The sequence below is a fragment of the Photobacterium damselae genome (genome assembly GCF_003026815.1).
In the GTDB taxonomy this organism is placed as follows: Bacteria; Pseudomonadota; Gammaproteobacteria; order Enterobacterales; family Vibrionaceae; genus Photobacterium; species Photobacterium damselae.
Window position 1 is genome coordinate 90,638 of record NZ_PYOG01000002.1, and the last position, 19,812, is coordinate 110,449.

Annotated in this window: 15 protein-coding genes; 8 read left to right on the forward strand and 7 right to left on the reverse strand. The window is 39.7% G+C overall.

Going from position 1 to position 19,812, the window contains the following annotated elements; all coding sequences use genetic code 11:
* Positions 1 to 49 precede the first annotated feature (49 nt).
* Positions 50 to 973 (forward strand): LysR family transcriptional regulator, encoded by a 924-nt coding sequence (locus CTN07_RS03340; RefSeq protein ID WP_005298765.1) that lies wholly within the window; start codon positions 50 to 52, stop codon positions 971 to 973.
* 219 nt (positions 974 to 1,192) lie between these two features.
* On the forward strand, positions 1,193 to 2,734 hold the full coding sequence (gene tyrR / locus CTN07_RS03345) for a transcriptional regulator TyrR (RefSeq protein WP_005298766.1): 1,542 nt from the start codon (positions 1,193 to 1,195) through the stop codon (positions 2,732 to 2,734).
* A gap of 102 nt (positions 2,735 to 2,836) precedes the next feature.
* On the opposite strand, the gene CTN07_RS03350 is transcribed toward tyrR, so the two are convergent.
* Entirely contained in the window at positions 2,837 to 3,322 is a 486-nt protein-coding gene (locus CTN07_RS03350) for a methylated-DNA--[protein]-cysteine S-methyltransferase (RefSeq protein ID WP_036763604.1), read from the reverse strand.
* A gap of 69 nt (positions 3,323 to 3,391) precedes the next feature.
* Here CTN07_RS03350 and rimJ point away from each other — a divergent pair, with 69 nt between their 5' ends.
* Entirely contained in the window at positions 3,392 to 3,988 is a 597-nt protein-coding gene (gene rimJ / locus CTN07_RS03355) for a ribosomal protein S5-alanine N-acetyltransferase (protein ID WP_005298768.1), read from the forward strand.
* Between the two features lie 125 nt (positions 3,989 to 4,113).
* Here the strand turns inward: rimJ and pyk are convergent, their stop codons facing one another.
* Both pyk and CTN07_RS03365 read right to left on the reverse strand, forming a co-directional pair.
* Entirely contained in the window at positions 4,114 to 5,559 is a 1,446-nt protein-coding gene (gene pyk, locus CTN07_RS03360; protein ID WP_005298770.1) for a pyruvate kinase, read from the reverse strand.
* 400 nt (positions 5,560 to 5,959) lie between these two features.
* Positions 5,960 to 6,814 carry a MurR/RpiR family transcriptional regulator gene (locus tag CTN07_RS03365; RefSeq protein WP_005298771.1) on the reverse strand — a complete coding sequence of 285 codons (855 nt, stop codon included), beginning with the start codon at positions 6,812 to 6,814 and terminating at the stop codon, positions 5,960 to 5,962.
* 377 nt (positions 6,815 to 7,191) lie between these two features.
* On the opposite strand from CTN07_RS03365, the gene CTN07_RS03370 reads away from it, so the two are divergent.
* The 5 genes from CTN07_RS03370 to fabV all read left to right on the forward strand — a co-directional run bounded on the left by CTN07_RS03370 (position 7,192) and on the right by fabV (position 14,866).
* Positions 7,192 to 8,040: an SDR family oxidoreductase gene (locus tag CTN07_RS03370; protein WP_005298774.1), complete on the forward strand. Its 849-nt coding sequence runs from the start codon at positions 7,192 to 7,194 to the stop codon at positions 8,038 to 8,040.
* 920 nt (positions 8,041 to 8,960) lie between these two features.
* Positions 8,961 to 10,091 carry a M20 family metallopeptidase gene (locus tag CTN07_RS03375; protein ID WP_005298776.1) on the forward strand — a complete coding sequence of 377 codons (1,131 nt, stop codon included), beginning with the start codon at positions 8,961 to 8,963 and terminating at the stop codon, positions 10,089 to 10,091.
* 318 nt (positions 10,092 to 10,409) lie between these two features.
* Positions 10,410 to 11,078 carry a TetR family transcriptional repressor PsrA gene (gene psrA / locus CTN07_RS03380; RefSeq protein WP_005298777.1) on the forward strand — a complete coding sequence of 223 codons (669 nt, stop codon included), beginning with the start codon at positions 10,410 to 10,412 and terminating at the stop codon, positions 11,076 to 11,078.
* A 116-nt stretch (positions 11,079 to 11,194) separates the two neighbouring features.
* On the forward strand, positions 11,195 to 13,471 hold the full coding sequence (locus tag CTN07_RS03385; RefSeq protein WP_005298778.1) for an acyl-CoA dehydrogenase: 2,277 nt from the start codon (positions 11,195 to 11,197) through the stop codon (positions 13,469 to 13,471).
* 192 nt (positions 13,472 to 13,663) lie between these two features.
* Positions 13,664 to 14,866: an enoyl-ACP reductase FabV gene (gene fabV, locus CTN07_RS03390; protein WP_005298779.1), complete on the forward strand. Its 1,203-nt coding sequence runs from the start codon at positions 13,664 to 13,666 to the stop codon at positions 14,864 to 14,866.
* Between the two features lie 73 nt (positions 14,867 to 14,939).
* Here the strand turns inward: fabV and CTN07_RS03395 are convergent, their stop codons facing one another.
* From CTN07_RS03395 to CTN07_RS03410, 4 genes are all read right to left on the reverse strand, one after another.
* Positions 14,940 to 16,286 (reverse strand): ATP-binding protein, encoded by a 1,347-nt coding sequence (locus CTN07_RS03395; RefSeq protein WP_005298780.1) that lies wholly within the window; start codon positions 16,284 to 16,286, stop codon positions 14,940 to 14,942.
* 9 nt (positions 16,287 to 16,295) lie between these two features.
* Positions 16,296 to 16,970, reverse strand: a complete 675-nt coding sequence (locus CTN07_RS03400; protein WP_005298781.1) for a response regulator — start codon at positions 16,968 to 16,970, stop codon at positions 16,296 to 16,298.
* 229 nt (positions 16,971 to 17,199) lie between these two features.
* The gene (locus CTN07_RS03405; protein ID WP_005298782.1) at positions 17,200 to 18,882 is read right to left on the reverse strand and encodes an aspartate:alanine antiporter; all 1,683 of its coding nucleotides are present in this window, start codon (positions 18,880 to 18,882) and stop codon (positions 17,200 to 17,202) included.
* Positions 18,883 to 19,196: 314 nt separating this feature from the next.
* Complete coding sequence (locus CTN07_RS03410) at positions 19,197 to 19,463, reverse strand: GrxA family glutaredoxin (RefSeq protein ID WP_005298783.1); 267 nt, start codon at positions 19,461 to 19,463, stop codon at positions 19,197 to 19,199.
* Between the last annotated feature and the right edge of the window lie 349 nt (positions 19,464 to 19,812).

Genomic DNA, 19,812 nt, shown 5'->3' on the forward strand with positions numbered 1-19,812 from the left:
CTCCAAATGATGTTACAAATAAATAGGTTATAGAAATTATGGAGTGATGATGACAAAGGATTTGTTTTTTACTTTAGATCTGAACTTACTGCGTACCTTTCTGGTTTTATCGCAGGAGTTAAACACACGTAAAGCGGCTGAACGTCTTTTTGTTACACAACCTGCTATCAGTCATGCTTTGCAACGGCTGCGTAATCACTTTAATGATGAGTTGTTTGTTAAATCATTAAATGGGTTACAGGCAACGCCTTTTGCTGAAGAATTGATTGCTCAACTCACACCACATCTAGATGGTTTATCCATCACTCTCAATGCATCACAAGAATTTCATCCAGAACTGATAGAGCGTACGATTAAAATTGCGTTAGCGCCGCAAGTATTATGTGCCATAGCAGGACGGTTATTTACCAAAGTAAGAGAACAAGCCCCCAATATTGATTTGCAGATTGTGAATTGGTCAATGAACTCAATTGATGATATTGCTAAAGGAGAACTGCATTTTGGTGTTAACTACAGCTTTTCTAACGTTACTAAAGAGGTGCAAAGTCGAGAATTACGGACGGTTCATGGCGTTATTGCTGTGCGTGATAAGCACCCAATAAAAAAAGATACCGTAAAACCGCAAGATTTGGTGGACTATGAGATTGCGTCATTGATTATTCCAGGGTGGAACACCCATCGAAGTCATGCTGCTGATGTAATGGATAGCTTAGGTTTTCATACCAAAATTGGATTTCGTTCCGAGATACCGTCTGCGCTAGTTGATGTCGTTTTACAAACGGATATGTATTTCCCTACCAGTCATATTTTTCCTATCAGCCGATATAAAGGTCTACGAACTATTGAGGTGGATTTACCTGAAGAGCAAAAATTGCAAATGCTCTACTCGTACTACCATAAAAAAAATAGAAACAGTGCATTAACACAGTGGCTTCATCGTATCATTTTAGAACTGTTACAAGATCTTGAATAAAGAGATATCGCATATATTAACAAGATAGTGCTGTTAACATCATCAGTTAAACAGACAACTAAGATTTCTATCTTGACTCAACATAGCCTTAATAGCACACTGCATACTTGTCACGAAATGTTGACATTAAGATTATCACGGCCTCTAAGTTGCTATAATTTATCAAATTTTATTATAGTGTAGTGGCGCGAATAGGCTTTATCTAAGAAGGCGACAAGTATGAGGCTACAGGTCTTTTGTGAAGATCGTGTCGGCATTACTCGAGAATTGCTTGATATTTTAACCGCACAGCAAATTGATCTTCGCGGTATTGAAATCGACCGTATTGGTATTATTTATCTGAACTGCCCAGAGGTGGCATTTGAGTCGTTTAGTCAGTTGATGTCTCAGATTCGTCAACTGGATGGCGTTACCGATGTTCGTCGTATTCAGTTTATGCCAAGTGAGCGTGAACATAAGGAATTGTCTGCGTTACTTCAAACGCTTCCTGATCCATTCTTTTCTATTAATCTCCAAGGTAAAGTCGATCTTTCTAACCATGCAGCTGAAGTGCTAATGGGGAAAGAACAGCAGGTTATGCTTGGTGAGTCAATTCATCATTTGCTCGGTTTCAATTTTCATCAGTGGCTTGAAAAAGAGCAGGCAAAACGCCGAAGTGAGATGGTTGTCATTTCTGGTATTGATTATGTTATGGATATCATGCCTGTGTATGTGGCAGATGATAATGAAGATGAAGTTCTTGCTAGTGCAGTTATCCTGCTAAAGTCTTTATCAGAAGCTAAGATGCCTATTGCGATGCGTAAAATCAGTGGGAATCAAGGCTTTGAACATCTTATCGGTCACTCTTCTCGCTTTAAACATTTAGTTGCACAGGCGAAAAAATTGGCGCTGTTGGATGCCCCGTTGCTGATTCAGGGGGAAACGGGGACAGGTAAAGAGATGTTGGCGCGTGCTTGTCATCAACGTTCTTTGCGTCGAGATAAACCATTTATGGTCGTTAATTGTGTTTCTATGCCAGATAATGCAGCGGAAACTGAATTATTTGGTGAAGTGGCAACAATTGGTGAGCCAAGCAAAAAAGGCATCTTTGAACAAGCAGAAGGCGGCACTGTTTTCTTATATGAAATTGGTGAAATGTCGCCTCATTTACAAGTGAAACTTTTGCGCTTTCTACAAGATGGAACTTTCCGTCGAGTCGGGGAAGAGAAAGAGATAAAAGTGAATGTGCGGGTGATATGTTCTACCCAAAAACGTCTTCATGAATTAGTAGCGGCTGGGCAATTTAGAGAAGATCTCTATTATCGTCTGAATGTATTAGCGCTGGTGGTGCCACCACTTCGTGAGCGTGTGGCTGATATTCTTCCTCTTTCTGAACTCTTTCTCTCTCAATTTGCTAAAGAACTACAGCAAACTAAGCCGTCTATTTCCGATGAAGTGTCTCACTGTTTAACCCAATATGCATGGCCTGGAAATATTCGCCAACTGCGTAATATCTTATTTAGAGCGATGACTCAAGTTGAATCAGATGTACTGCAGATGGAAGATATTCACTTACCTGAAAATGAAGTGAGTAGCAGTATTATCAGTGATGAGACACTTGAAGGGTCTCTGGATGAAATTATGAAACGTTATGAGTCAGGCATTTTAGCGAACCTCTATAAAACGTATCCATCTACTCGAAAGCTAGCGACTCGCTTAGGGGTGTCACATACTGCGATTGCAAATAAACTGCGAGAGTACGATTTAACGAAAGCGAAGTAATCTACACAATTCAATGATCGTTAAGCGGTTATATCGACGTAAAAAAGAGATAGTTTGAAGCTATCTCTTTTTATATCGGTAGATTTTTGTCGGAGATAGACGCTAGGCTTCCTCGACCAGTTTTAGTTTATGGCTTTCAAGTGCAAGCAATTTATCAACCACATCGCAACCATAGCGATAACCACAGTGGCAGTGTTCAGTATTTATGATGCGATGGCAGGGAATTACAATAGGGATGGGGTTAACATTCTTGGCGATACCAATTGCCTGAGTTGCTGAAGGGATTCCAATTTTTTCTGCAATTTGGTGGTATGTTGTGGTTTGGCCGTATGGGGTATTAACAATAGCAGCCCATATTTTTTGTTGAAATTGAGTGCCTTGAGGTGCAATAGTGAAAGTGAATTTTTCTCGTTTACCAGCCAGATACTCTTTCAGTTGTAATGTATAAGGTCGCATGAAGTTAGGGTTATATTGCCAGCTTTCATTGGGACGATATCCCGGATGACACACCGTTAACTGTCGTAGGCCTTGATAATCAGCCAATAAGAGTATTTTTCCTAACTCTGTTTCAATAAAATCGAAGAACATCGTGACTCACTGTTTGTGGTTAGTTTACGACCTAAGCACCAAGAACTTACTCAGCGTATTGAGGTTTGAATGTTTCATTCAATTATAAACCGTTCTTTCACAATTGTTGTGGATGAACTCAAGATTCGTCTTGTGACCTGCAAAGATGCGGAAAATATTGCAATTTATTATCAAAAAAACCGATCTCATCTCCAACCTTGGGAACCAACTCGTGAAGAAAACTTCTTTACTGTGGCAGGATGGGAGAAGCGACTAGAACAAATTGCAATTTTACATCGTCATGAAATGGCCTATTACTTTATTGTTACCCCGCGTCATAGTAATCAAGTATTGGCAGTGATCAATTTCAGTAACGTTGTTAAATCGCCTTTTTACGCCTGCCATGTTGGATACTCGTTAGATAGCGAATACCAAGGTAAAGGGATTATGCGGCGGGCATTGCAAGCAACAATTAATTGGTTATTTGAAGAGAAGCATTTTCATCGAATTATTGCCGTTTATATGCCCCATAATGAGAAAAGCGCTAATGTCCTCTATTCGGTCGGATTTGAAAAAGAAGGGGAGGCCAAGGATTATTTATTAATTAACGGTCAATGGCGCGACCATATTCTGACTGCAAAAATTAATCCTAATTGGCGAGAGCCCATTAAATGGAATCCATTTTGAGTTTACGGTGTTACTTGATAGCTAGGTTAAACAAAAAAGCTAAATCAAAAAGCCAAATAAAAAAGGTTGAGTATTAAACTCAACCTTTGTCATTAATCGGTAATCAATCGAAATGTAAAAGACGATTATTCTACCGTTAGGATACGCATGTTATTGGTTGAACCAACGATATCCATCACATCGCCTTGAGTGATAATAACAAGATCACCAGAAACAAGGTGACCGGCTTCTTTCAATACATTCATTGCATGTTTAGCCGCATCAAGACCTGCATCACTGTCACGATTAAAGAATACCGGAGTTACACCACGATATAGTGCTGCACGATTTAGTGTATCTTCGTTTCGAGACATCGCAAAGATAGGCAGACCAGAAGAAATACGAGACATCATCAGTGCTGTACGACCTGACTCTGTCATTGCAATCATCGCTTTAACGCCTTCCATGTGGTTCGCTGCATACATGGTAGACATTGCAATGGTCTCTTCAGGAGAGGCGAAAGTACGAGCCATACGGTGGTTAGACACGTTAATGCTTGGCTCTTTTTCTGCACCAATACACACACTTGCCATTGCTGTTACGGTTTCTACAGGGAAGCTACCAGCTGCGGTTTCAGCAGATAACATAACCGCATCTGTACCATCAAGTACCGCATTGGCAACGTCCATCACTTCAGCTCGGGTAGGCATTGGGCTTATGATCATCGATTCCATCATTTGTGTTGCAGTAATCACGATACGGTTAAAGCTACGAGCACGACGGATAAGTTTCTTCTGTACACCAACAAGCTCTGGATCACCGATTTCAACACCTAGGTCACCACGAGCAACCATTACTGCATCTGATGCCATGATGATATCATCCATGGCTTCTGTGGTTGCAACGGCTTCTGCACGCTCTACTTTTGCAACTAATTTAGCTTGTAGACCTGCTTCCTCGGCAAGACGACGAGCATATTTCATATCTTCGCCATTACGAGGGAAAGAGACTGCTAGGTAATCAACGCCCATTTTTGCAGCCGTTAAGATATCTGCTTTATCTTTTTCTGTCAGTGCAGCAGCAGATAAGCCACCGCCTTTTTTGTTGATACCTTTATTATTTGATAAAGGACCTGCAACAGTAACAACTGTGTTTACTTTATTGCCTTCTACTGATTCTACTTGAAGCTGAACGCGACCATCATCAAGAAGTAAGATATCGCCAGTTTCAACGTCTTTAGGTAATTCTTTATAGTCAAGGCCAACCGCGTGCTGGTTACCTTCACCTTTTGGTAAGTCGCTATCTAGAGTGAACTTATCACCGATAGCGAGTTGGATTTTGCCATCTTTAAATGTAGATACACGAATTTTAGGGCCTTGAAGGTCGCCTAAAATAGCAACGTGTTTGCCTAACTTAGCTGCAATTGCGCGTACAGTCTTGGTACGCTCGATATGATCTTCTGGAGTACCGTGAGAGAAATTCATTCGAACAACGTTTGCACCCGCGGCGATAATTTTCTCAAGATTATTATCACGGTCTGTTGCAGGGCCAAGTGTTGTTACGATTTTTGTACGTCTTAGCTTATCAGCCATTTGAAACTCCATTTTTATCTACAGAACGATTTTTAAGCCAAAATATATCGGCTTTAAACGTAGGTAAAAGTTTACTACAAGATAGGAAAAGTAAAAGTTATTCTTGGTCAATCAAAATGGTTAATTAATATTTCAAGAATAAAAAAATCATTGTAAATAAGTAAGTTATCACTAATGGTGATGCTTAGGTATTGGTATATAGAGTGGAATAGTTAGCTTCAATATTATCTTGCTTTAAATGGTATTTATTTTATTGCTTGGTATGTTCTTTTGGTATTTTTTATGAGGTTTAAATTAGACATAAAAAAACAGATGCCTTAATTAAGCATCTGTTTATAAGCGCGGCGATTTTCTCTAAACCCAGCTCTTAAGAAGATTCTTTGGTGGATAAATTGGAGACTTAAAAATGGGGCTCTTTAGAAAACCGGGAATCTTTAAGTGACTCTTTTACGCGCTTGAGGTTATCTCGAAAACCCGCACCACGACGTAAGGTAAAGCCTGTTGCTAACACATCAATAATGGTCATTTGAACAACACGACTGGCCATCGGCATATAGATATCAGTATCTTCCGGTACATCAGGACAAATAGATAGTGAACACTCGCGTTCTAATGGTGAATCTTTCTCTGTAATCCCAATAACAGTGGCTCCATTTTCACGGGCCATACGAGCAATCTCCACCAGATTTTTAGTTCGTCCAGTGTGTGATATTACAACCACAACATCACCATCGCTGCAGTTGATCACGCTCATACGTTGCATAACAATGTCGTCAAAACACACGATAGGGATGTTAAAGCGGAAAAACTTATTTTGTGCATCATGGGCGACCGCTGCAGAAGCTCCAAGTCCAAAGAATGAAATTTTCTTAGCTTGGGTTAATAGATCTACTGCTCGATTCACTTGTTGTGGGTCAAGTGAGTTTTTTGCAACATCAAGGCATGCCATGGTTGATTCAAAGATTTTCGATGTGTAGGCATCTGGTCCATCATTTTCTTCAACATTACGGTTAACATAAGGAGTACCGTTTGCTAGGCTCTGTGCAAGATGTAGCTTAAAATCAGGGAAGCCTTTTGTATCAAGACGACGACAGAAACGGTTGACTGTCGGCTCACTGACATCCGCTAGCTTGGCTAATGTTGCAATGCTTGAGTGAATAGCTGTTTGTGGCGATGCTATGATCACTTCAGCAACTTTTCGTTCTGATTTGCTAAAGTTTTCTAAATTATTTTGTATTTTTTCAAGGGTATTCATAGTGATTACCGCGCTTCGTTGCTGAATTTCATTTCGTAATAATGTAATTACGATATCAATACTGAAACTATACTACTATTATTCGAGCTGCTCCTAGTAAATATCAGACAATTACTTTTCTTTATTATTATAGTTTGACCAAGATCTTATTTTTCCTTTCATTTTGGTAAGTATTTATGAGTAAAACTTACCAAGTATTGGTTATAGAACGCTGAAAGTTGTTGCTTATTTTCAATGTTACGGAATTAATTTACAGGTCGAAATAATAAAGATAAAAATACAGAGTAATATCTTTTGTTGATATTAAGAGAAAAAGGCATAGACATAATCTATCGAGCTGATCGGTATTTAAATTAATAAAATCAATAGGTAATGATATGAAAGTGAGTATTTGTGGCTGTGGCTGGTTAGGTGAACCATTAGCCCTTCATTTATTAGATTTAGGTTATGAAGTGTTTGGTAGTAAAACGTCGCAAGATGGCGTAAATAAAATCCGACAGCGAGGAATTAATTGCTGCGAAATATCCGTGCCACTAGATAATAATAGTGATTACCCTTATTTTTGTGAGGATAAAGATAAAAGGGCATTTTTTGCTACAGATGTTTTGGTCATTAACGTTCCACCAAAATTACGCAGTAGTGATAAGCAATCACATATTCATAATATAAAAACGTTAATGACAGCAGCGGAATATCATGGCTGTAAAAGAATTATCTTTATTAGTACAACCGCAGTTTATGGTGATACAAAAGGTCGTGTTACAGAATCAACGAAACCAAGGCCTCAGACTGAGTCAGGAAAAGCGCATTTAGAGATAGAGCGACAATTATTGGATACTTGGCCCGATCGTTCAACCATTTTGCGCTTATCTGGATTAATTGGCCCTAACCGCCATCCGGTGAAATTTTTATCAGGTCGTAAGGATATTGAAAAGGGGTCTGATCCAGTTAATTTGATTCATTTAACCGATTGTATTGCAGCCATTAGCCGCATTATTGCAAAGCAGCCACCAAGTCCAATCTTACACTTAGCCGCAAATTCTCATCCAAGTCGAGCGAGTTATTACACTCAGATGGCAGAACTAGCCAAGTTGCCATTGCCTAACTTTAGTCTGTCACCAGATAGCCATGAAAATGGAAAATGGATTGATGCCTCAATGACGCTCAAAGCATTAGATCTGACGTTAGTGCATTCTGATTTGATTTCTTTAGCTCCAGAACTCTGATTTAGAAGCAAAAAAAAGCGCTGAGATAATGGTTTCTCAGCGCGTAAACATTCCATAAACACAATTAGGAGTTTGTAGCAGCAGTGGATTTAAACTAATAGCCTAATTTGGCGGCCAGCGAAACGTGACTATTAATCTCAATTCTTACTTATTCAGACTATGGGGTTTGGTAATAGTTCCAAAAAAGTTTAATTTTTTTCATAAACTGGGTTTTTGCAAGATAAGTTATAGTTTTCTCTGTATTTTTTGCAAAAAAAAGCCCACTAAAAAAATTAGTGGGCAAAAAATGTTCCATAAACACAACTTAGGAGTTGTAGCAGCAGTGGTTTCACAATGATAATAAAAAATAAGCTAAGGTTATGATTAACAATCTTTTATTATCATTCCGAACTTATAATATAAGACTCGGTAGTTTTAAGTTAGTTCCCATGAATCTTAAAAAAAATCAAAAAAAAATATGTTGAAATGAAAACGACAAAAGAAACGGTGTTTTTAATTGTTTTCGATAGATAAAAAAATCCCACTGATGTAGCACCAGTGGGTAAGAATATTCCATAAAACACAATTAGGAGTTTTGCAGCAGTAGCATCTAAATTAACGGAAATACAGAGCTTTTCTTCTTTCCATTAATCTGAATTACATAAATTAAGACTCATGGTATTGGTAAAGGTTCACTAAAAATCAAAAAAAAGCGAAATTTTTTTTCAATGGTCAATTTTGTTACTACCTACGTTCGATCTCAAAAGCTTTTAATGCTGAATTAGGGCTGAACATATCGTTTTGACTTGTAGGGTAATTCTACTTTGTTTTTTTCATTTTTTATCAAATCTTGTCATAAACTGACTCAGATCAGAGCATTAATAAGGGTATCTGGGCACAGTGGTTTTGATTTCAGACTCTTGTAAAAAAAGGAATAACAGATGGCAACACTTTTTGACTTATCAACATACATCTCTCAGCTAGAGCGTTTGGTTAATGTTGATTGTGGTAGTCATACACCCGCAGGGATTAGCAAAATTGCAGATATCGTGACTCCAATGTTTGAACAAATTGGTTTTACGGTAATTCGACATCAGTTAGATCCTAATGCTGGACCGTGTTTGGAAATCACGAATAAGCCTGATGCAACGGAGTATGATGTTATGCTCAGCGGTCACATGGATACTGTTTTTCCTGAGGGGACAGTAGCTAAAAGACCGATGAGTTTTGATAATGAAAAAATTTATGGGCCTGGCGCTACGGATATGAAATCTGGCATTTTGAGCGCTTGGTATGCCTTACAAGGGTTAACTCTGGATGAGTTGGATCGATTTGCTGTTGTTATTGCTTTAAATTGTGATGAAGAAATTGGTTCTATTTATTCTCGTCAATGGTTAGAAACATTAGCCCGTAAGAGCCGCCAAGTACTAGTGTGTGAAGCTGCTCGCCCAAGTGGCAATTTGATTCGTTCTCGTAAAGGTAATGCGAAATATGAAATTGAGTTTCATGGCGTAGCATCTCATGCTGGTTCGGCTTTAGCTGAAGGCGTGTCTGCCATTTATGAGCTTAGCCACTGGTCTTTAGCGATAAAAGATATGGTAAACCTTGAGACTGGCACTACGATGAATGTGGGAATCATTGAAGGTGGTATGGCGGTGAATGTGGTTCCAGATTATGCAAAAGCCACAGTTGATCTGCGCTTTTGGGACACAGAAGAAGCTGAAGCAATTGATGCTAAGTTACAACAGATGGCAAAAAATCCATTTGAATCTGGAGCGTCTGTTGTTGTTAATCGCGTCACATTTAAACCATCAATGCAACCTTCGGCAGATACTGAAGCTTTAATCACCATGGTGAGTGAAGAAGCCGATAAATTAGCATTAACTTATGGCTGGGAAGATGCGGGTGGCGGCTCTGATGGTAACTTTACCGCTGCTGTTGGTACACCGACTCTTGATGGCTTTGGTCCAATGGGGGCAGGATTCCACAGTGATAAGGAATATCTACTTATTGACTCTATTGAGCCGAGAATCCAATTATTAACTAATGTATTACGTCGCTTGATTGTTTAATCATAAGCAAAAAATAACCCGATTCAGTATGTCCTGAATCGGGTCTTGAAATTTAATTCCAAAAAATTCTTTAAAAGAATAAGCAGTGGTATTAATTCAGACCGACATAACCTTGCTTAGTTCCCGCATTCTTCAATACTCCTAAGATATTTTTTCCTGCAACAAGATAAAACCTTCATCATTTCTTTTTTATCCATTTTAATAACCCTATAAACAGACTGCCTATCGTATTGTAATTGTTGATCAAATAAAATTAACTTGTTAACAAAATGTTTGTATTGTAAAGTTTAAACAGTTGTTTAATACAGGTGACTAAATATGACTGATAAAGGAAATACTAAGAGCCGTATTTTAGATGCCGCAGAATGGCTATTTGCAGAACACGGATTTAATGAAACTTCGTTGCGAACGATTACCAGTAAAGCGAATGTGAATCTGGCTTCGGTAAATTACCATTTTGGAGATAAGAAAAATCTAATTCGAGCGGTATTAGGTCGTTATCTTGAATGCTTTATGCCGTTAGTAAAAACGGAGTTTGAAGCTCTGCTTAATCGAGATGAGTTTTCGATGGTAGAGGTATTTAGAACCATTCAAACACCATTGCTTCAACTCAACCAATTACGGCCTAATGGCACCACATTATTTATGTCATTAATTGGACGTGGTTATACCGATGTTCAGGGGCATTTACGCTGGTTTATTGTAAATCGTTACCAAAAAGAATTGTCACTATTTACAACGGCTATTTGCCGAGCTAATCCGTCTTTAGATCCTGAAAGTTTATTCTGGCGTTTGCATTTTACCTTAGGCGCATCCGTGTTCACTATGGCCTCAAGCAAGGCGCTGTGTGAGATCGCAGATAATGATTTTGCAAGTAAAGTCGATATTGAACATTTACTCGATCGCCTAATACCTTACCTTGCCGCGGGAGTCTCGGCACCAATAGAACATGAACTGATTCATCTTCATCGACGAGTTGGTGAGTAAGTTCGCAATATATGACACAAGATCATAGTGAAGAGAATGAAATACCCTAAATGTGAAGCGTGATACCAGCTTTTTATCAGTTAACGGAGTTGGTATAAGACAAAAGGACCTGAATTATGAGTACGTTATCAAAATGGCGTCAACGCTATATAAGTGATCCTGCATTTAAAACGTTCAAAAAGGTTTTACCGCCGTTATCTGATACAGAAAAAGAGGCTATGGAAGCGGGAAGTGTATGGTGGGATGGTGAGTTATTCAGTGGTTCTCCAAATTGGGATACGCTACTGGATTATCCTAAACCTGAGCTGTCTTCTGATGAGAAAGCCTTTATTGACAATCAACTTGAAACGTTACTCGATATGCTCGATGACTATCAGATTGTTCAACATGATAAAGACTTACCAGCCGAAGTCTGGAATTTTTTACGTAAAGAGAAATTTTTCTCCCTAATTATCAGTAAAAAATATGGTGGTCTTGATTTTTCTGCCTACGCAAATTCGACCATTGTTACTAAGATTGCCACACGAAGTTTAAGTGCTGCGGTATCGGTGATGGTTCCTAACTCATTAGGACCTGGTGAGCTATTGTCTCATTACGGTACAAAAGAGCAAAAAGACTATTGGTTACCTCGATTAGCTCATGGTGATGAAATACCGTGCTTTGCGTTAACAGGCCCTGAAGCAGGCTCAGATGCTGGAAGCATTCCTGATCGTGGTGAAGTGTGCTACGGCGATTTTAATGGAAAGCAAGTGCTCGGGATTAAGTTAAGCTGGAATAAGCGTTATATTACTTTGGCTCCCGTGGCAACGGTATTAGGACTCGCGTTTAAGTTATTTGACCCTGACAACTTAATTGGTGATCAAGAAGAGCTTGGTATCACTTGTGCTCTGATCCCTGTTGATCATGATGGGGTCGAAATTGGTGAACGTCATAATCCATTAGGTATGGCTTTTATGAATGGTCCGACTCGAGGCAATGATGTTTTTATCCCGATGGATTGGCTCATTGGAGGCCAAGAGTATGCGGGTAAGGGCTGGCGAATGCTGGTGGAATGTCTGTCTGCGGGACGAGGTATTTCTCTTCCAGCTTTAGGCACTGCAATTGGGCATCTTACCGCTCGAACCACGGGAGCATACTCTTATGTGCGTAAGCAGTTTGGGACTTCGATTGGTAATTTTGAAGGTGTTGCTCAAGCAATGGGGCGCATTGGTGGTTTAACCTATCTATTAGAATCTGCCCGTACTCTGACCACAACTGCACTCGATAGTGGACAGAAGCCAGGTATAGTAACAGCCATTGCCAAATATCATATGACCGAACTGGCGCGGGTTATTTTAAATGACTCAATGGATATTCATGCTGGTCGTGCAATTCAATTAGGGCCAATGAACTATATTGGTCATCACTATTTTGGTATCCCTGTTGCAATAACAGTGGAGGGTGCCAATATTCTCACCCGTAATTTGATGATTTTTGGGCAAGGTGCAACTCGCTGTCATCCTTATGTTCTGCAAGAGATGGATGCTGCTGCTAACCCTGACGATAAAGCAGGAGCCAAAGAGTTCGATCATCTGCTATCTAGCCATATTGGGTTTGCGGTTAAAAATGTTGCTAAGTCGCTATTGAATGCCTTTAGCCGCTCTCGTTTTAATTCTGCTCCGGTTAGTGGTGAAACGGCAACTTATTATCGTCAACTTGCTCGTATGAGTAAGGCATTAGCAGTATCAGCTGATTTTGCGATGTTAAGCTTAGGTGGTGAGCTAAAACGTCGAGAGCTCGTCTCTGCTCGCTTAGGGGATGTATTAAGTCATCTTTATTTAGCTTCGGCTGTATTAAAGCGCTATGAAGATGAAGGGCGACAAAAAGAGGATTTACCGTTTGTGCATTATGGGGTGACATATTGTTTACATCAGTGTGGTGTCGCTTTTGATCAAGCTTTTGCTAACTTCCCGGTTAAAGGCGTTGGCGGCTTATTGCGTACATTAACTTTCCCTCTTGGTATTCATTACGCGGCGCCAAAAGATGAATTAAGTATTGAGATAGCGAAACTATTAATGAAACCAGGAGCCCATCGTGAGCGACTTACTCATCTTTGCTATATCGGACAAAAAGAAGATGATGCTGTTGGTTTATTAGAACGTGCTTTTGTGGCCTTGAATGAGGTCAAAGGAATAGAGAAAAAGCTTGCAAAAGCAATACGTTCTGGTGCGATCCCACGCAAAGCTTCGCTATCTGATAAGCTACAAATTGCACTGGATGAGGGGATCATCACAGAACAAGAACGGGATAAAATTGACAATGCAGAGCAACTGAGAAAGAAAGCAATTCAAGTTGATCACTTTCACCCAGCGGAATTTAAATCAGGCGGTCTGCAACCAGGAAGGGCTGCTTAAGAGTTTTACTCTGTCATGATAATAAACCTGGTGTCTCCCATGTGCCACGTAGAAAAACGTGGCACTTTTTTTGACCAAATTTAGCGATAACACCTCCAACCACTGCACTTTTTCCATAAAATCATCATAAAATTAATGCGAATTTGTCATTTACCTTTTATCCTACTCCCAACTAAATAAGGGAAGTTGAACATGATCATCAAACCTAAAATTCGTGGATTTATCTGTACAACAACACATCCAGTGGGTTGTGAAGAGAACGTAAAAGAGCAAATTGCTTACACTAAAGCACAGGGCCCAATTGCAAATGCACCAAAGCGTGTGTTGGTTATCGGCTCTTCTAGTGGTTACGGCCTATCATCACGTATTGCTGCAGCATTTGGTGGTGGTGCGGCAACTATCGGTGTTTTCTTTGAAAAGCCAGGCACTGAGAAAAAGCCAGGCACTGCAGGTTGGTATAACTCTGCTGCTTTCGATAAGTTTGCTAAAGAAGAAGGCCTTTACTCAAAGAGCTTAAATGGCGATGCATTCTCAAACGAAGCAAAACAAAAAACGATTGATCTGATTAAGCAAGATTTGGGTCAGGTTGATATGGTGGTTTATTCTCTGGCATCTCCAGTTCGTAAACTACCAGAAACTGGTGAAGTGATCCGTTCTACACTTAAGCCTATGGGTGAAGAGTATCGCGCAACAGCGGTTGATACCAACAAAGACACATTATTTGAAGCTTGTGTTGAACCTGCTACTGAGCAAGAAGTTCAAGATACAGTAACGGTAATGGGCGGCCAAGATTGGGAACTTTGGATCAATGCTCTTGCAGATGCTGGTGTACTTGCTCAAGGTTGTAAAACGGTTGCTTATAGCTATATTGGTACTGAAATTACTTGGCCTATCTACTGGCATGGTGCGTTAGGTCAAGCGAAGATGGACTTAGACCGCGCAGCATCTGAGCTTAATACTAAGCTAGAGACTATCGGCGGTTCTGCAAATGTAGCAGTACTTAAGAGTGTTGTGACTCAAGCAAGCTCTGCGATTCCAGTAATGCCACTGTATATTGCAATGGTATTTAAGAAGATGCGTGAAGAGGGTGTACATGAAGGCTGTATGGAACAGATCCTTCGTATGTTTACTCAACGCCTATACAAAGCAGATGGTACTGCACCTGAAGTGGATGATAAGAATCGTCTACGTCTTGATGACCTAGAACTTCGTGAAGATATTCAAAAGCATTGTCGTGAACTATGGCCAAATGTGACTAACGAAAATCTACGTGATGTGACAGACTACCAACAGTATAAAGATGAGTTCTTAAAACTGTTTGGTTTTGGTTTAGAAACTGTTGATTACGATGCAGATGTAAATCCATTTGTTGAGTTTGATGTTCAAGACATTTAATCGCTAAACTGATTATCTGCTGATAGAAAAATGCCATACTAGATTGATAGTATGGCATTTTTTATTATCTTAATTAGGCTTGTTTTGGAATTTTGATAATAAAAGCGGCACCTTCTAATTGAGACGATTCAACATGGATCGTGCCTTGGTAACTGCTTACAATTTCATGGCAAACTGATAATCCAATCCCTTGTCCGGGGTTTAGTTGATCTGCCCGCACTCCACGCTGAAAAATAGCTTCTCTCATCTCAGGCTTGACCCCGGGCCCGTCATCTTCAATACGGATAACACATAGGTTTGATTTTTCAATTACCGATATAGCGACTTCGCTAATACAAAAACGATAGGCATTTTCGAGTAAATTGCCAAGCAACTCCATAAGATCATCTTTATTGATTGGCACCAGCTGTTTATCGGGAAAAGTACAGCGAAGCTTAACACTTTTATCGCCATAAATTTTACTTAGCATTCGACCAAAGGTTTCCACTGCTGGCTTGAGCTCTGTTTTACTGCGCTGTAGACCTTGTTGTCCCATCATTGCACGTTTTAGCTGATATTGAACTAAGTCATCCATTTGGCTGATTTGTTCCATAATACGGTGATTCAGTTCAGCTCGTGATAACTCTTTGTCATCCAGTAGGGCATTTGTTGCGGCTAGGCGAGTTTTTAAACTGTGTGCCAAATCATCCATAGCGTGGCGATAGCGGCCTTTTTGGTCATTACTTAATAGAATTAACCGATTTAGTGCTTTTGTGATCTCCTGTAACTCCATTGGATAATCACTGTCGAGCTGATTGCGCTCTGCTTCTGACATCTCATTAAGTTGGTTGGCTAATTTTCGCAGTGGTTGGAAACTCCAATGAAAAGCGGCAATTAAGAATGTAATCGCAATTAGCACAAATAGACCTAAATAGAATGTCGTTCGTTTGTGCAATTGACTAAGCGAGGCTTCGTAATTTTGTCCTGAACGCAAAACAACTAACTGAAATACCTTACCATTTTCTTTGTCACGACTGAGGTTATAGGCAATATAACTGTCATGATTAGGAAATTTGACTAAGGTTGGCGTATTAATTTCATCGGGAATATGAGTACATATATTGGTTAAGTTATGCAGTTTTTCTGGATTTGAGAGCCAAACTGTATCGTCATTTTGATTACAAACAACAGAGATATAATCAGTTTTTGATGGATCAACAGAGCTTATCCATTTATCAACATCTTTGATTAACCCTGCACGGTTAAGCTGAGCAACCACCATAGGTAATTGAGCAACCAGCTCTGATGAGTAGGATGCCATATAACTTTGTGAGTAAAGTTGATTGATGACACCTGCAAGGGCAGAAGTAATCAGAACGATGATAGCCACCGAAGTTACAAGAACTCGGCGGCGTAAACGAGGAGGAATTAAGGGCTTCATTTGAAATGGTTACTGTGCTTGTAATTCAAAGATATACCCTTGACCACGAATAGTGGAGATTGGGTTTTCTTGGCCTGTCTTAGTGAATTTCTTTCGTAAGCGGCTGATCATAACTTCAATTGTATTTGGGTCACCTTCTTGATCTTCATAAAGAACATCAAGCAGGCGCTGTTTAGAAACAACCTGTCGGCTATGGCGCATTAAATATTCGAGTAAATCATACTCAAATGCGGTCAGTTCTAACACTTCTTCGTTGATGAATACTTGTTTTGCGAGTAGATCGACACGAATATCGCCAGCAGTCATTTCTGGTTTTACAAAGCCTGCACTACGACGAACGAGTGCACTTAAACGAGCGACTAATTCTTCTTTTTGGAAAGGTTTAACCAAATAATCATCGGCACCAGCTTCAAGCCCAGTGACTTTATCTTGCCAGTTAGAGCGCGCGGTTAGAATAAGAATGGGTAAGCGTAAGTCTTTGCTTCGCATATCTTTAATAAGGCTTAATCCATCGCGATCGGGTAAACCAAGATCAACAATGGCGATATCATTTGGATAATTTTGTGCAAAGAACAGACCTTCTTCTGCCGTATCTGCACATTGAACTTGGTTTCCTAGCTCGCTAAGTTGTGATTTTAGATGATGGCTTAGGATTGGATCATCTTCGACGATAAGAATACGCATAATTAGGATACCCACTGCAGCGACTGGTCATCGCTTTTTTCATTAATAGAATAAATATTACTATATAGAATCAATACTTATCTGGCGAGTTTGACCTGCGAAAAAGTGATGGCGGATCAAATGACTGAACGGTTTAGTGGCAGATAAGTGTGATGGTTGTAGGTGGGAGCGACTGAATATGGGCTGACTCATGAACAATCAATAAGTCAGCCCATCAACTAAGGGAGGATTACTTTAAGATGATGATTAAAGTACCTGCTATGGTAAGAAGCACGTTAGCAATTGCATAAGTACCCGCGTAACCCAATGCAGGAATAGTACTGCGTGCGTGTTCGTTGATCATATCCATGGCAGGAGCACAAGTACGGGCACCAATGATGGCACCAAATAACAAAGCGCGGTTCATACGAAGTACATAGGCACCAAATAGGTAAGCCAGAACAACAGGAATCACACTCACCATCAAACTGGTGACAAAGACAGTTGGACCAATTTGTGTGATAGATTCAAATAAATTACTACCTGCACTTAAACCAATACCCACCATAAAGACCATTAAGCCGAGATCTTTGGTCATATTTAACGCCCCTTGAGGGACATAACCGAAAGTAGGGTGGTTTGCTCGTAGGAAACCCAAAGTAATACCAGCTACTAATAGACCTGCCGCGCTACCAAGCCCAAAGGCGACATGGCCAAATGTCATGGTGATAAGGCCCAGCAATAGTCCTAGAATAAAGAAGCAGCAAAACGCTAATAGGTCAGCTATTTGACTGTGGACTGAGATAAAACCAATACGCTCAGCAAGACCATGAACTCGGCTCTTTTCGCCACTGACCTGAAGAATATCCCCTTTGTTTAATAAGATATTATGGTCCATTGGCATTTCAATCTGAGCTCGAACTACTCGGTTAAGAAAACAGCCATACTCAGAAAGATTTAATTCAGAAAGGCGTTTGCCCGCGATACTGTCATTTTTAACTACGATTTCTTCTTCGACAATACGAAGGTCGAGTAGGTCGCGGTCAAATACCTCTTTGCCATTACGGAAGCTGGGATCCAGACGTGCATGGCTATCAGGGTAACCAACTAACGCTATTTCATCACCTTCTTGTAAAATCGCATCGCCATCAGGGTTTGCTAAAATACCATTACGTCGTACTCGCTCAATATAACAGCCTGTTTGACGGTAAATACCCAGTTCACGAAGGTTGCGGCCATCAATCCAATTAATGAGTTCAGGTCCTACACGGTATGCTCGAATAATCGGTAGATACACCTTACGTTGTGAAACTTCACCAATACCCCGTTCACGTGCGATCTGCTGCGATGATTCGGCTAGATCTTGCTTTTGTAACTTAGGCATTAATTTAGCAAGTAGAATTAGACTGACTAACCCCACCAAATAAGACATGGCATAACCAACACTTAAGCTTTCGACTAAGTTTTTGATCATATTTGGATCGGTAATATCAGAAAGCCCGCTATTTAACGCATCTTTTGCACCCACTAAGACTGGTGTGGCGGTTAGTGAGCCTGCCATTAGACCTGTGGCCAATCCTAGATTCATATCTAAGTAGTGGGCCATAGTCATAGTTATACCAATTGCAGATAATAGAACGACGAGAGCAAGTAAAAGGTAGTGTTTTCCATCGCGAAAGAAAATACCAAAAAAGTTTGGACCTGCTTCGATACCGACACAATAAATAAACAGCATAAAGCCAATATTGAGGGCATCTGCGTTAAAGGTAAAACCAGCATTACCAAAAACAAGAGCGGTTAATAAAACGCCAATAGAGTTACCAAGTTGCATATTTGCAATACGAACTTTGGCAAACGCTAAACCGACGGCAAGAACGACAAAGAGTAAAAGGATATTGTTTTGGTGGAGGAGTGCTGCCACATCAATGTTCACGACACAGTTTCCGGAGTTAGACGAGCCATACAAAAAATCAGCTGACAAACTAAAGAGTTTATAAGCTGAAGCAATCTGTAAAATTCTAACGGATTTTCATTAGCGGATATAGAGCAAATAAGAACAAATTAATCTAAAAATAGTAACTTTTAGAATTATCTGACACTTAGAGAAGAAATCTAATCAGGGTAATAAGTTATAGCGTTTTGCGTACGTTAAAAATACTGTTCATTTGCTGTTAATATTTATAAAAAAAGGACGAGTCTTAACTCATCCTTTTTATGGTTAGCATAAATTTTTCTAATGCTTATTTGTTATTCGTTAAATAGACCTAGGTTTTCTTTAGCGTAAGCTTCAAATTCAGTGCAGCCACCAATATGTTCTTGGTCGATGAAGATCTGAGGAACAGTTTCTACTGGTTTGCCAACTGTTTTTTCTAGATCTGCTTTGCTAATGCCTTCAGCTTGGATATCAACATAACGGAAGTTGAAGTCATCGCGCTGTTCTTTCAGTTTTTCAGCAAGCTCTTTAGCACGAACACAGTATGGACAACCAGGGCGACCAAAAATAACAACGAACATAATATCTCTCCTGCAATAATGTTATGTTCAAACAGCTTAAATTAGAAAATAGTCAATAACGTATTAAGCAATTTGATTAGCATCACTATAACGCGGGATTTTATAATGAGAAAGAGGGATTTATCGCTTATTTTAATAGAGTTTTTCGATGAGAGATAAAAACGATGAAAATATCACCGCTTTTATTTCATATGGTTAGATGGATTGTTAATAAGGGTAAAACCTAGAATCGTGTTAGTTGCTTAAAATGTGAACTCGCTTGGGTTAATAACGATGTAATAAAAAAGAGCGCTATTATTTTGTGCAAAATCAAAAATAGCATGTGTAAAGTCATGAATTCTAGAGCGTA